The 14,379-nt window shown below is 46.7% G+C and carries 13 protein-coding genes; 10 read left to right on the forward strand and 3 right to left on the reverse strand.

The features are described from left to right. Positions 1-83 precede the first annotated feature (83 nt). The 5 genes from NYE29_RS23140 to NYE29_RS23160 all read left to right on the forward strand — a co-directional run bounded on the left by NYE29_RS23140 (position 84) and on the right by NYE29_RS23160 (position 5,563). The gene (locus NYE29_RS23140) at positions 84-1,007 is read left to right on the forward strand and encodes an adenosine deaminase (RefSeq protein ID WP_076114324.1); all 924 of its coding nucleotides are present in this window, start codon (positions 84-86) and stop codon (positions 1,005-1,007) included. Between the two features lie 28 nt (positions 1,008-1,035). Next, entirely contained in the window at positions 1,036-2,508 is a 1,473-nt protein-coding gene (locus NYE29_RS23145; RefSeq protein ID WP_340897684.1) for a protein adenylyltransferase SelO, read from the forward strand. A gap of 229 nt (positions 2,509-2,737) precedes the next feature. After that, positions 2,738-3,298: a cysteine hydrolase family protein gene (locus NYE29_RS23150; RefSeq protein WP_340897685.1), complete on the forward strand. Its 561-nt coding sequence runs from the start codon at positions 2,738-2,740 to the stop codon at positions 3,296-3,298. A gap of 258 nt (positions 3,299-3,556) precedes the next feature. After that, the gene (locus tag NYE29_RS23155) at positions 3,557-4,621 is read left to right on the forward strand and encodes a YrpD family protein (protein ID WP_340897686.1); all 1,065 of its coding nucleotides are present in this window, start codon (positions 3,557-3,559) and stop codon (positions 4,619-4,621) included. Between the two features lie 126 nt (positions 4,622-4,747). Then, on the forward strand, positions 4,748-5,563 hold the full coding sequence (locus NYE29_RS23160; protein ID WP_340897687.1) for a copper amine oxidase N-terminal domain-containing protein: 816 nt from the start codon (positions 4,748-4,750) through the stop codon (positions 5,561-5,563). A 240-nt stretch (positions 5,564-5,803) separates the two neighbouring features. Here NYE29_RS23160 and NYE29_RS23165 read toward each other — a convergent pair whose 3' ends face one another. Next, positions 5,804-6,010: a hypothetical protein gene (locus tag NYE29_RS23165; protein WP_340897688.1), complete on the reverse strand. Its 207-nt coding sequence runs from the start codon at positions 6,008-6,010 to the stop codon at positions 5,804-5,806. Beyond that, positions 5,979-6,125, reverse strand: coding sequence for a hypothetical protein (locus NYE29_RS23170; RefSeq protein WP_340897690.1), 147 nt, complete (start codon positions 6,123-6,125; stop codon positions 5,979-5,981). Before NYE29_RS23170 ends, NYE29_RS23165 begins: the two co-directional genes overlap by 32 nt. A 132-nt stretch (positions 6,126-6,257) precedes the next feature. Between NYE29_RS23170 and NYE29_RS23175 the strand changes: the two genes are divergently transcribed. After that, positions 6,258-6,578: a hypothetical protein gene (locus NYE29_RS23175; RefSeq protein WP_076114330.1), complete on the forward strand. Its 321-nt coding sequence runs from the start codon at positions 6,258-6,260 to the stop codon at positions 6,576-6,578. Between the two features lie 54 nt (positions 6,579-6,632). Here NYE29_RS23175 and NYE29_RS23180 read toward each other — a convergent pair whose 3' ends face one another. Next, complete coding sequence (locus NYE29_RS23180) at positions 6,633-6,725, reverse strand: YjcZ family sporulation protein (RefSeq protein WP_340897692.1); 93 nt, start codon at positions 6,723-6,725, stop codon at positions 6,633-6,635. Between the two features lie 257 nt (positions 6,726-6,982). On the opposite strand from NYE29_RS23180, the gene NYE29_RS23185 reads away from it, so the two are divergent. The 4 genes from NYE29_RS23185 to NYE29_RS23200 all read left to right on the forward strand — a co-directional run bounded on the left by NYE29_RS23185 (position 6,983) and on the right by NYE29_RS23200 (position 14,360). Beyond that, positions 6,983-8,287 carry an MFS transporter gene (locus tag NYE29_RS23185; RefSeq protein WP_340897694.1) on the forward strand — a complete coding sequence of 435 codons (1,305 nt, stop codon included), beginning with the start codon at positions 6,983-6,985 and terminating at the stop codon, positions 8,285-8,287. A 293-nt stretch (positions 8,288-8,580) separates the two neighbouring features. After that, on the forward strand, positions 8,581-11,751 hold the full coding sequence (locus tag NYE29_RS23190) for a GNAT family N-acetyltransferase (protein ID WP_340897696.1): 3,171 nt from the start codon (positions 8,581-8,583) through the stop codon (positions 11,749-11,751). Beyond that, positions 11,738-12,613 carry an amidohydrolase family protein gene (locus tag NYE29_RS23195; RefSeq protein WP_340897698.1) on the forward strand — a complete coding sequence of 292 codons (876 nt, stop codon included), beginning with the start codon at positions 11,738-11,740 and terminating at the stop codon, positions 12,611-12,613. The genes NYE29_RS23190 and NYE29_RS23195 overlap by 14 nt, the downstream gene beginning before the upstream one ends. 190 nt (positions 12,614-12,803) lie before the next feature. After that, positions 12,804-14,360: an ABC-F family ATP-binding cassette domain-containing protein gene (locus NYE29_RS23200; protein ID WP_340897699.1), complete on the forward strand. Its 1,557-nt coding sequence runs from the start codon at positions 12,804-12,806 to the stop codon at positions 14,358-14,360. Positions 14,361-14,379: the final 19 nt, after the last annotated feature.

The following is a 14,379-nucleotide window of genomic DNA, read 5'->3' on the forward strand; positions in this document are numbered from 1 at the left end:
TCCTGTACTCTAAAACCTTAAGTTCAATCTATATATAAGCTGAATTACAGAGGATTTCCTATCAAATGTCCAGGAGGTGCAGGATGAAGGAAAGATTTTGTAAAGCGTTGGAAAGTAATAATTTGGCTGAGATGAGAAAAATACCAAAAGGGGATTTGCACAACCATCTTCCAAGAGGCGGTAATAAGAAGTATATCGAAGAATGGGCCGGGGTGAAAATACCCGAATGTCCGAAGTTTAAAGATCTGGATGAAATGAATCAATGGAATGCGCAATACATAAAACCATTATTTCAGGGAAGATTAGGGTATGAAAAACGACTCGAAGCCGCATTTATGCAGGCAAAGTTGGATGGTGTAGAGCTGCTTCATATGAGTGTTTCAATAGGAGAAGAGGCTTTTTATGATCAATCCATTGAGGATTTGGTTAAAGCATTAAAAAGGATTCACCAAGCCGTTGCTCCAGATGTTACTTTTGTACCGGAAATTGCATTCTTATCCTATATTCCTATTGATGAGATAAATGAAAAGTTAGATCAATATTTCGCTCAGGATTATTTTCAATCGTTGGATATGTTTGGCGATGAATTTGCTGTTCCTTCCTTCAAAAAAGTATACAGAAAAGCGAAAGATAAGGGGTTGCTGCTAAAAGCGCATGTAGGCGAATTTGGATCAGCTGAATTAGTCAAAGAGGCTGTAGAAGAACTTGAGCTCGATCAAGTTCAACACGGCATAGCTGCTGCCAGCTCGCAAAGCATTATGAATTGGTTATGTGATCATAAAATTCAGCTTAATATATGCCCGACAAGTAATGTTGTACTTTGCAGGGCAGCAGATTATAACGTGCACCCTATTAGAAAATTATATGATAATGGGATTAGAGTCACCGTAAATACGGATGACATGATTATTTTTGATCAAAGTGTTTCGGAGGAATTTTTCAACCTGTATCATGCAGGTGTTTTTAATCCAGCAGAATTAAATGAGATCAGAGAAAATGCTTTGTGAACAATAAATTTCGGATAAAGGAGATATTATGACGGAGAAAATAGATGCAGGATGGAATTTCGACAACAGTTATGTTTCTCTTCCCGAATCGCTGTATACAAGGCTCAAACCGGATTCCGTACGACTGCCGAAGCTGGTGATTTTCAATGAAACCTTGGCAGCATCTCTTGGGTTGAAGGGTCCTGCGCTGCGTAGCGATGATGGGGCTGCAGTGCTTGCAGGCAACGAAATTCCTGAAGGTGCTGATTCACTTGCCCAAGCTTATGCAGGGCATCAATTCGGACATTTTAACAGGTTAGGTGACGGCAGGGCTGTGCTTCTTGGTGAACAGATTACACCAGAAGGCGAGAGGTTTGATATTCAGCTTAAGGGTGCAGGTAGAACGCCATACTCCCGCGGAGGCGATGGACGGGCAGCGCTCGGGCCAATGCTACGCGAATATATTATCAGTGAAGCCATGCATGCGCTTGGTATTCCTACCACCCGAAGCTTGGCGGTAGTCACTACAGGGGAGCCGATATTCCGCGAGACCAAGCAGCCGGGTGCTATATTGACCCGTGTAGCTGCCAGTCATCTGCGTGTTGGTACCTTTCAATACGTCTCCGCATGGGGCACTGACAAGGATCTGCAGGCTCTGGCAGATTACACGCTGCAAAGACATTATCCGGAAGCTGACTCTGATTCTGATCCGAACCGTTATCTTGTGCTGCTTCGGGAAGTGATCAAACGTCAGGCTGAGCTGATTGCTAAGTGGCAGCTGGTCGGCTTTATTCATGGAGTGATGAATACCGACAACATGGCCCTAAGTGGAGAAACCATTGATTACGGCCCTTGTGCCTTCATGGATGTCTATGATCCTGCGACAGTATTCAGCTCGATAGATCTTCAAGGCCGGTATGCCTATGGCAATCAGCCGGGGATTGCTGTGTGGAATCTCGCAAGATTTGCGGAAACGCTGCTGCCGCTGCTGCATGAAGACAAGGGCGAGGCGATCAGCCTTGCCGAGGATGCAATTGCAGATTTTCAAGAGATCTTCCTCAGCCATTGGCTCGCAGGAATGAGGGCGAAGCTGGGAATCTTTAATGAAGAACCGCAGGATGAATCCCTTATCGAAGGCTTGCTTGAAATGATGCAACAGTATCGTGCCGACTATACCCATACTTTCCGGGCTTTAACTTTAAATAAGCCGGAAGAAACGGTTTTGCATGGAACACCTGAATTTACCGGGTGGTATGAACTTTGGCAGGCGAGACTGGGCAGGCAGCAGGAATCGCAAGACGCCTCGCAGCAGCTAATGCGCGCCAGCAATCCAGCGGTAATTCCACGCAACCACCGAGTAGAAGAAGCGCTCGAAGCAGCAGTGAGAGAAGAGGACTTCAGTGTGCTGGAGCGGCTTCTTGGTGTGCTTGCGAACCCATACGCCTACTCTTCAGATCAGGATGACTACAATTCACTGCCAGAGGAATCCACCATGCCCTACCGGACTTTCTGCGGTACCTGATTTGGACACAGGAGAAAGGGAATATACATGTACCCTGGCTTCTTATCTACAGTGTTTAAAATATGGTAAACTAATAAAGTCTAAAATATTCACCCTAAAGTGGATACACTATTTTTCTTGGGAGGTAGATATTATGAAAAACAATGCCAGCAAAAAAAACAATATGGGGATAACGTCTAACTAATCGTGTCCGTTAACGTTCCCCGCCATCTGAAAGGGGAAAATCAATTTGAATCAGGTATTATTAATTATCGACGCGCAGCAAGAGTTAATCGATGGAAATGAGCAGGAAAGTGCGGTATTTAACAAAGATCAGCTTATCCGGAATATTAATAAAGTGATTGAACGAGCCCAAGAAGCAGGTGTCGAAGTTGTGTTTGTAAGGGACCTCGATGTAGCGGAGGGAGAAGGTACAGGCTTTCAAGTGCACCATGAAATAAATAAGTCTGCGGATGCCAAAGTCTTTGATAAACTGGCAACCAATTCTTTTCACGGGACAGGACTTCTTCAATACCTGAAAGATCAACAGATTGGGCATGTGGTCATTATGGGTTGTAAAACTCAGCACTGCATTGATACAGCAGTCCGGACTGCTACGGTCAGTAATATGGATGTCACCTTGGTTGGGGATGGACATTCTACAACGGACACTGATGTTTTAAGTGCAGAACAAATCATCAGGCATCACAATAAAACGTTACATGGGCACTACAATGTGGAGCACTTTTCTATGGTCAGAGATTCCGAGGAAGATTTGTTTCGTCCCACGCATGACTCTTATAGATCATAATTCGCAGGCGGCACTTAAATGTGCCGCTTTTTGCTGACTTTTCACTAGTGGGAAATTATGAATGATTCAAAAAGACGCAATAGAATTAGTAGAATAATTCCCATTGTTTTTTATGGAATATAATGTTATATTATGTCAGCGATATCTATTGATGTCATACATAGCCTCTATACTATCAATCATATCATTTTGTTTTGAATAGCTGGCCGGCTTTCAAATATAAAAAAATTGAAGAATTTATAGAAAAGAGGAAATATTATGATTTTGAAGAAAGGCATATGTTTAATGGTTTTAAGTTCAATGCTTCTTGTTCCAACGATAGCAAGCGCAGAAACTGAAGGAAGCAATATTGAAATTCAAAGCGAAGGAATTAAACCAGCTCAAGAAAAGCTAGATTCTTTTATATCAAAAGCACGTAATTTATCTGAAGAATATTCAACATCGAACAAACAACAAACCAATAATTTAAATTCGATTCCTGAAACATTTAACTATACATTTGTAGAGGGAGATACGGGATATTTTTATGAGAAGTCTTCGGTAAGTGCTGATGAATACGTAATAACTTACCCTATAGAATATTTAGCACAAAACGAAATAACATCTAATCAGAGTGAAGTAACTGCTGCTGCCTCCGACACAATTCCAAGTGGGATCGGGGGACGAGCAACAGTTCAAAAAAATGGCAGCATTAACACCTTTCTTATTCGTACCCCTGCCACTACTACTGGACCTACAGCCAGAACCTATATTTATGGCGGTTTTTCCGGTGTAGGAAAGGACAAGTCAGGGACTTCTAACAGAACTATTGAGGCAGATATGGGACTTGTATTTTCAAATGCATATGGTGTTAATAAGTGGCAACCAACTATTAACTACTATTGGGGAAGTGAAGGAGATGGACATACTGTTCCAGGAAATCGCATAAGTCCATATAATGAAATTTGGTATAAAAATGGATATGTTCCTGGTAAAGATGTAGATGTAACCATTTATCGAAATCTTGGTAATAATACTAGATTATCCACAAGAGGTTATGCTCTTTTTGCTGATCATGAGGGAAACGGAACAAATACGTATCTTACAGCTGTTACAGAGATAGCAAACACTTATGTTAGTAGTACCAGTAGTTGGAAGTATTTGGCTACTATTGCGGATACAGTAGTTAATAAAGTGCCTCAAGGGGACGCTGCTGGACAAGTTACAGGTATATTGAGTAATATTCTCATAGACAGTAGCGCATATACTCCTGTATCTAACGGTACCGATTTTGCTAATGTAACCATTTCGAGCAACAATGTAACAATAAAGGTTTCAAAATAATTATGACTACTTAGAGTTTATAGTAAATAAATTTAAAGACACCTTATTTTTATGATGCCGTGGAAATATTCTCTGGTGTTATCACATAAGGTGTCTTTACTACTTTATCTTGAAAGGTTGATACATGTGTTCATCAAACGAAAGATAATGATGCTTTGTCTTCTGATAACAACTTTTTCATCGATCACCATAGCAAATGCAGCATCCACTCCATCTGCACCGGTTAAATCACCAGTATTGTTGAAAATTAATCAGTTCTACGTGGCATACACAGCTCCTCATGCACCATATGTTGATAACAAAAATCGTTTAATGGTTCCATTGCGCAGCATATCTGATTTATTGGCTGCTGACGTAAATTATGATGCTAAGACAAAAAACGCTATGATAACTAGAAAGAACTATCTAAAGGAAGAAGAGAAGAACTATACTATAAAAATGACAGTTGGGTCAAAAGAGATTGAAATAAATAATGTTAAATCCGAGATGGATACCATTCCAACCTTAATCAAAGAAAGCATGTTCATTCCATTGAGCGTAGTCACTAAAGCACTCCATATTGAGACTACCTGGGATCATAATAAAGGACTTGTAAGTTTAAATCTCGATCCGGCCTACTTGCCTTCGGGAGTAGTAAGTGATGAGGGACATCTCGGGAAATCCGATACTAAGGTTAGGCCTATAAACTCCACTATTCAAACGACAATCAACAAAGCCGGAATACCCGTCATTAATGTAAATGTGACGGCCCTCAACGAGGGGGAATCATCATTAAGCAAAGGAAACTATTTGCGTTTTTATGTTCAAGATTCGAATTTCGGTTCTTTTGATGTATACAATAAGGATCAAATCAAACCTGGCGACACATTCTCCGTTCAAACAACAAATACAATTCTTGCAGATTCACTAAGATATATTCTAGTTGATGCTTTTGCAGATTAATTTGTAGGATTTATGATGCTGCAAATACTGATAGGATGAATGGGAATAAGCCCTTGCCATTAATGGCAGGGGCTTTAATATTAGGGCTGTATCCATTCGCCAAATAACAACTGCGCCTTGTCCCAATCCACCCCAAGGCCTCCGTACCATCCCGCCCACGGCATTTCCATGTCGGACCGGCCTCTTGTATTGTTCAACTGCAGTTCTCCGTTTACAATGTCTTCCCTATTGCTCCAACGATCAGCTTGAAGCTCCAACACCTGATTGTGCAGGATGCCGACCGTTGCCAGTGATTGCCAGGATACCCCGGCGCACACCTGCCGTTCCTTTAACCAGCTTCATGGAGGTTAGGCGTTTCTCATATTTACCTGGAGTCTCATCTTCCGGCGCCTCAGCGAGACTGCGGAGCAGCCGATTAAAAATGGTAATGCTGTACCAGCAGTTCACGATCGGCAGGTGACAGGGTATCCACCAGGTAGAGGCTTACTTCCCTCTCTCTGTCGTAATCGTAATTAGGATACTTGTACAGCTTATTCAGTGCTTTAAGCAGTTTATGGTTCATATGAGCTCACCTCCTCACCAGTTTGCTTATAGTTATACCAGGGAGGTTCATAGAACTTTTTTCTAAAGCAACGAACCATGTAATTGCACTAGGCATATGATGTATTAGTTTATTAGGAAGGGAGTGTTGACCATGAGTTTTCAAACTGCAGGATATCAGCAAAAAGTTTTGTATCAAGCAGACAGCCAATCTGTTCAAAACTTAAAAAACATTAGAAGCCACCTACAGCATATATGTAAACAACATGGTAATCAAATTGTCAGAATTGAAACCCTGGACGGTCAAGTTTACGTCGGGAGAATTGTGCATTGTGACAGAGGCTTACTGTATTTCGCAGTTCCAAAGCAAGGAGGGCAGCGTGCTTTTTTCGGAAGTCCTTCTTACAGTAGTGATGAGATGATTCTAACTCTTGTCCTGTACGAGCTGCTTGTCATTACTTTATTGTACACATAACATAAATGGGAAAAGAGCCTCCATAGCGTAGGCTCTTGTTTTTTTAATATCATTTTAGAACGTTCTCAGAACAATTACCAACAGAATGTAAAGCACCAAGATGACAGTAGTAGAAGTATTCCCTCCGAATCCTGCACAACCACTCATTGTTGTTCCTCCTTTGCTTTAACTTATACCCCATACTATGTATCTGTCCCTATCTCTGTAACGACTAATGCCTAAATTGTTTTTTTTTCTTGATCATCTTCATCGCTCTTTATAAATTCTATATCCATCAATTTTTACAAATATCGTGTTATTTTTGCGATTTCAAGCCTTATACTTCCTTTATGAGTCATTTCACCTAGTCCAAACCCACATTCCCTACACATAAAAGCATTCGGTTCATTCAGGAGGCTCAGTTTATGAGTACATATTCGAAGGAAGAAAAAAGCTGGATGTGGTACGACTGGGGTCATTCCGCCTACTCTATCATCATTTCGACGGCAGTCTTTCCGCTCTTCTACAAAGCAGCAGCTCAGGATGCTGGCATTAGTGCCGCGGATTCTACGGCTTACCTGGGATATGCTGTTGCAGTTTCGACGTTTATACTTGCCCTGCTAGGCCCGATCTTGGGCACAATTGCCGATTACCAAGGGTTCAAAAAAACGTTTTTCGCCTGCTTCAGCTTGCTCGGCATAGTCGCTACCGCGCTGCTCACGTTTATTCCGAACGACAGTTGGGAGCTGCTGCTCATCTGCTATATGTTCATCGCGATCGGGTCGGCGGGCTCCAATGTGTTCTACGATGCGTTCCTAGTAGACGTCACCGACAACGAACGGATGAATAAGGTGTCTGCCCGCGGATTTGCGATCGGGTATATAGGCAGCACGATTCCTTTTATCATCAGCATCGCGATCATTCTTCTTGCTGAGCAAGAAATTCTGCCGATCTCCGTCACGGTGTCGAGCCAAATCGCTTTCTTCATTACGGCCCTCTGGTGGGGCATCTTCACCTTACCCATGCTCCGCAATGTACACCAGAAGCATTACTTGAACCGCGAGCCGCGAATCGTTGCGAACAGCTTCAAGCGTCTCTACGAGACCTTAAAGCAAATCAAGCAGCATCGCGCGATTTTCCTTTTCTTGCTTGCTTATTTTTTCTATATCGACGGCGTCGGGACAATCATTACGATGTCAACCGCTTATGGAACTGATCTCGGCATCAAGTCGACTGATTTGCTCATTATATTGTTTGTCACGCAAGTTGTCGCTGCTCCATTTGCAATATTGTACGGGCGTCTGGCGGATCGGTTCTCGGGCAAAACCATGCTGTATGTCGGTATCTGCGTCTATATCATCGTATGTATCTACGCTTATTTCATGAAGTCGGTGTTCGACTTCTGGGTGCTTGCGATGCTGGTCGCCACCTCGCAAGGCGGCATTCAGGCGTTGAGCCGGGCTTACTTCGCACGGATGGTGCCGAAGGAGAACGCTAACCGGTTTTTCGGGTTTTATAATATTTTCGACAAGTTCGCATCGATTCTGGGGCCTCTTCTAATCGGAGTCACCGCGCAGCTCACCGGCCACACGAGCATGGGGGTCTTCAGCCTTGTTGTCCTGTTCATTGCAGGTATCGTCATTCTCATGCTAGTGCCGGAGCCGGAAAGGGGACAGGAGGCCAGTTTGTCAGGTGGGCATCATGGCCGCAAGACGAGCGGGTTGAACTAGTCAGTGCGGTAACGAGTCTTGCTCTAGCAACCTAAATTAAGAAGCTGAGCATTAAGGGTTAGGAGAGAACGAAAGTCCAATAAAACAGCGGCAGTCCGGGACATGATTTCGTCGTCCATGACTGCCGCTATTTCCTGTAATAGGGTCAGACTGTGCTATGTACTCTTTAAGTATAAGAGTTTTAGCCCTCGTAATGGTCTTCCAATTAATAGTATAATGAGAACTTATAGGGCTATTATTGCTCTGCTAAAGAAGATTACATATCCATATTTGAAACATAAGGAGATGAGCTCATGACAGCAATTATCCCTACAGAACAAATCCGCATTATTGAATACGATCCTTCTTACGCTGGGGCGGTCGCAGAGATGTGGAACCGCAGTAACGAAAGCTGGGGCGGCGGCACCAACCACAGAACAGAAGACAGTGTGCGCAGGGAGATGGAGGTTTCGGCCAATCTTCATGTGTTTCTCGCTGTCGATGGCATAGAGGTGGTCGGATTCTGCAGTTTTGCACATTACCGCCAAGATGAAGGGGCATTGTACGTACCGTTATTAAATGTGCGACCTGATTATCACGGTTACAAGGTAGGCCGTAATCTGATTTTGAACGCCGTCCGCAAGACCGTCGAAGCGGGGTGGCCTCGTCTCGATCTGTTTACCTGGGCAGGCAACACCAAGGCTGTGCCGATGTATAAGAAATGCGGATTCTTCTGGGAAAAGAATGAAGATTACGTCCATCTGATGAACTTCATCCCAACCGTTCTGCAGACTGAGGCGCTTGCTCCCTATTTCGAGGAGCTGGATTGGTACGCAGACAGCAACCGCGAACTTCCCATTCAGCCGGATGGCCGGCGGGAGCGTGGTTTTGATTTCTTTGATTACACATGGCAAAAGGGAGAACTCTCCTTGCGGGCAGAATTCGAGAAGTCCGGTCGCGGGCTGACCGCTCTTGATACACCTGACTATGAAATCTCCACTGAAATCGACGATCATGATCTTGTGTTTGGCTCCGCTTACAAGATTCGTTATGTGATCAAGAATCGTTCTGCTTCCGAGCTGGCGATTGAGATCAAGGGCCAGAACGACAAGAACATCCGGTTTGATCTTTCCGCTATGCATACGCTCGCTGCGGGAGAATCGGTCATTGTAGAGGGTGATTTCGAGCTTGATCCGGTTCGGGAGGAGCAGAATGACAAGAAGACCCATCCGGTTGTGATGAGCCAATGGATCATCGGTGGCAAGCGGGCTGAGTTCCGTATTGGCGTAGCTCCGAAATTTCCGGTCAAGATGAAGATTGCATTGCCAACCCGGGAGCTGTATCCGGGCCTTCCGGCCGAGCTGTATCTGAACGTAGAGAATAACTTCGCCTCGGAAGCGGAGTTCGCTTTTGACTTGCCGGAGGAGGAATTCCTGCAGTGGGGTGAACGTGCAGTACGCTTCACGGTTCCGGCTAAGAGCAAAGCTTCTATCCCGGTACCCTTCACCCTGTTGTCCTACGGGCTTTACTCACAGGATGTTGAAGTGACGGCCGTTCCAATTGGGCAAAAGGCGGTCTCCTTCACAAGTAAACTATCCGTTCTAATGAAGGGGACGCAGGGCCGCTTCGGCGGGCAGGAGGGTGATCAGTGGGTCGCCGTGAACGGCGCCTTCTCGCTCCATATGAACAAGTCCGACAATGGAATGTGGATTGAATATCCCGGCTCCAGCCATAACTTCTGGTGGACCTTTCCGAAGCTAGGCAAGCCGTTCGCAGAAGAATTCTCTAAGAAGCAGGCCGTCAGCGTGAAGATCTACCCGGAAGGGGAGAGCCAGGTTCTCGAAGCGCTCTACGCGTCGGATGAATTCCCGGGTATGGAGATAACAACGGTGGCTAAGCTATTCGCAAACGGAATCGCTGAGTTTCATCATGAGATCTGCAACACCAGCAGCAAAGCACTGGATGAGAACATGTATGTACTGGCGAATTTCGGCTTTTTTGGCAAGCAGCTCATCCTGCCGTATCAGGGACATTACGTGGACATGGGCGATGCGTACGCCGGCGATCCGGGTCTTTGGGACAGCGACCAGGTCACGGAGAACTGGATGTTCTGCAAGGAAGAGAACGTCACCTGCGGAATTTGCTGGGACCCTTCTCTGAAGCTGCTTCGCCCGGAATACACGCTTGGGCTTGAGCATAACCTTGGGCAGATTTCCGCTGGAGAGGTCGTGCGGACAAAGGCAACTGTGTTTGCACTAAACACCTTTCCCAAGTGGCCGGAATTCCGCGCCTTCGCCAGAAAGCAGAAGAATTCGGTCATCCCGGTGCTGGACGATCATCTGGAACTCACACTCGGCGGCGGAAATCCGTTTGCGGCGGGTGCGCTTCAGGCAGAACTACTCGAACGAAAGATGACCCCGCTTGCAGGAAGCCTCGATCTGTATGTGCAAAACGATGGCGGAGCGGAGCAGAGAGCGGCTGGTATCGAGTTGCAAAGGGAGCAGGATTTACGCTCTGCGGGCTTTGAGCTCTCTCCTGAGGAAATGGGATCACCAGGACACAGAAACTCCGGCCAGAAGGTCCGGGTCGTCTATCGCGGAGAGGATCGCATTCAGGAGCGGTCGGGTCTTTGGTTCCCTCAGACGGAAACAACTGTTGTTTGCGAGATCGAAGAAGGTCCGGCGGGTTCCGTTTATACGGTGAGTAACGGAGTACTTTCGATAGCGGCTGCCCCTCAGTTCGGAAGCGTGGTGCATTCCTTGAAGCACCAAGGGGAAGAATGGCTGGACAGCTCCTACCCGGAAGCCGTTCCGCGTTCCTGGTGGAATCCTTGGTACGGCGGTCTCGGCGTAGGAATTTCCGGAATGGGTGGATTCAGCCGGCAGCAGGAGACGAGAACCGCAGCATGGGTGAAGCGGATGGATGTACACGGCAATGTCTGGAAAGGTCTGCGATTAACCACTTCTATCGAAAAGCAGGAGGCAAACCGGGGGATCACAATCAACCAGCATTACCTTATGCTGCCCGGCGTCCCTGTGCTCTGTATGCTGCATTCGGTGACCAACAGAAGTGGAATGGTTCTGCCACAGTATTCGCTATCGGAGGATAGTTACTTCAAGCCTTCACCTGTCTTTTCCGAAGGGAGGATGGAATTCCCCGGGGAAGGCAAGTTCATTCTTGGGAAAGTGGAAGCTCATCTGGATTCTAAGGGGATCTTGCGAGTTGGTGCAACTTCACGTAAGGACATGCTGCATGTTGTGAATAATTACCCCAACCAGAGGGCTTCAGCGTATGTGAACAATAAGGTATTCGCTCATGATGTGGGTCATCATCTTCCACTTCTGAACGGAGAAACCGCTTGGACACAGCCAACCTTCCTGATCATGGGGGAGACCCCTCTGAATCCAGAGGATGTACGGGGTCTCCTGAAGCTGGCCTTTACCAGTCCCACTGACGAAAAGGAGAGCTTAAATGCCGATCATTGACATACACATTCATCTGTCTGACATCGACAGCTTTCATCAAACAGCGGCGGATCTGTCCAAGGTCGATTACACAGCCGCTGGCCTCAAGGCGGAATTTGACAAGAACGGTGTCGTTCTCGGCATTGGTATGGGGGTCACGGAACAGACGAAGGGAGCCTTTCCTGACTCTACTTCACCCAATCCGATGGGTCTTGATTTGGAAGCCAATGTTCCGCCGTTCTTAATGGAATGCGTTGGCATCAACCCGAACATGCTTGCAGGGGGCCATGTCCAAGAGGAGCTTGACCGAATCGAAGCACGTCTGCAAGCTCCCGAGGTAGCGGGAATTAAGCTCTACGCCGGGTACTACCATCATTACGTCTATGACAAAATCTATACACCCGTCTATGAGCTGGCTGCCAAATACGGCTTGCCTGTAGTCATTCATACCGGCGATACGTATTCGATGAATGGATTGCTTAAATATTCGCATCCTCTTACCGTGGATGAATTAGCTTACCAGCAGCGCGGCGTGAACTTTATGATCTGCCATCTGGGTGATCCCTGGGTGATGGACGCTGCCGAAGTGGTGGCCAAGAATCCGAACGTCTATGCCGATTTGTCCGGCCTTGTCGTCGGCGACCGGCCCCATTTTGAACGGTTTATGAACGAACCCTTGTTCATGGACCATTTCCGCAGGGCACTGGTGTACTCCGACCATTACGAGAAAATGTTGTTCGGTACCGATTGGCCGCTTGCCCCAATTGACCTGTATGCGGAATTCGTCCGCCGGCTTGTGCCTGAGCAGCATCACGAGAAGGTATTTTACGAAAATGCCTTTGGGCTGTTTCCGCGTATCCAGCAGCGGATTGCGGCACTCTGATACTACCGGGGACAGCCCAGCCAGAGTGCAATGAAGCATAATTGAACAAGCCTTCCCCTTAGACCGTGTGAGGGGATGGCTTGTTTTTGGTTAAGGGAAATGTAAGATTTTTTAAAACCGTATGGAGTTGTGGCGCTTTAGCCTTTATAATATGACGAGTATAAAGAATAAAGGAAAAGGTGTTAAATACATGAGCATATTAAACGTAGAAAAGCTGAGTCACGGGTTTGGAGACCGGGCGATTTTCACCGATGTATCCTTCCGCCTGCTGAAGGGCGAACATATCGGTCTGATCGGTGCCAACGGTGAAGGTAAATCCACCTTCATGAACATCATCACAGACAAGCTTCAACCGGACGAAGGTAAAGTTGAATGGGCTAAACGAGTGCGGACCGGATATCTGGACCAGCACGCGGTGCTTACCAAGGGACAATCGATCCGTGATGTATTGCGCGGAGCGTTCCAGTATCTGTTCGATATGGAACAAGAGATGAACGACATGTACGGCAAAATGGGTGAGGTGTCCCCGGAGGAGCTGGAGCAGCTGCTCGAGGATGTTGGAACCATTCAGGACACATTGACGAGCCAGGATTTCTATATGATCGACGCCAAAATCGACGAAACCGCCCGCGGACTTGGACTTACCGACATCGGCTTGGATAAGGACGTCCATGACCTTAGCGGGGGGCAGCGGACTAAGGTGCTGCTGGCTAAACTGCTGCTGGAGAAACCGGACATTCTGCTGCTTGACGAGCCTACGAACTATCTTGACGAGCAGCACATCGTGTGGCTGAGGCGGTATTTGCAGGAATACGAAAATGCCTTCATTCTGATCTCGCATGACATTCCGTTCCTGAACAGTGTCATCAACCTGATCTACCATATGGAGAATCAGGCACTGACCCGTTATGTGGGGGATTATGACTATTTCCAGCAGGTGTACGAGGCGAAAAAGTCGCAGCTTGAATCTGCGTTCAAACGTCAGCAGCAGGAAATCGCAGATCTGAAGGACTTTGTTGCGCGGAACAAGGCCAGCGTGGCTACGCGGAATATGGCGATGTCCCGGCAGAAGAAGCTGGATAAGATGGAGGTTATCGAGCTCGTGAGGGAAAAACCGAAGCCGCAGTTCAACTTTAAGGACGCGCGCACTTCCGGCAAGCTGATTTTCGAAACGAATGAACTCGTGATCGGCTACGATTCTCCGCTGTCCAGACCGCTGAACCTGCGCATGGAGCGGGGACAAAAAATAGCGCTCGTCGGTGCGAACGGGATCGGGAAGACGACGCTGCTGCGCAGCATTCTCGGCCAGATTCAGGCGATCTCCGGTTCGGTCAAACTCGGCGACCTGCTGGAAATCGGCTATTTCGAGCAGGAAATGAAGGATGCGAACTACAACACCTGTATTGAAGAAATTTGGACCGAGTTCCCGTCCTATACGCAGTTTGAAATTCGGGCGGCTCTTGCTAAATGCGGTCTGACAACCAAGCATATCGAGAGCAAGATCGCGGTCTTAAGCGGCGGCGAGAAAGCCAAAGTCCGTTTGTGCAAGCTGATCAACCGTGAGACAAATCTGCTCGTACTGGACGAACCAACCAACCATCTTGACGTGGATGCGAAGGACGAGCTGCAGCGCGCGCTCAAGGCGTACAAGGGCAGTATTTTGCTGATCTCCCATGAGCCCGAGTTTTACCGCGATATCGTGACAGAAACATGGAACTGCGAATCGTGGACGACAAAAGTGTTTTAAACAGCCGGCAACAGAGCTG

The organism is Paenibacillus sp. FSL M7-1046, from assembly GCF_038007405.1.
In the GTDB taxonomy this organism is placed as follows: domain Bacteria; phylum Bacillota; class Bacilli; order Paenibacillales; family Paenibacillaceae; genus Paenibacillus_AQ.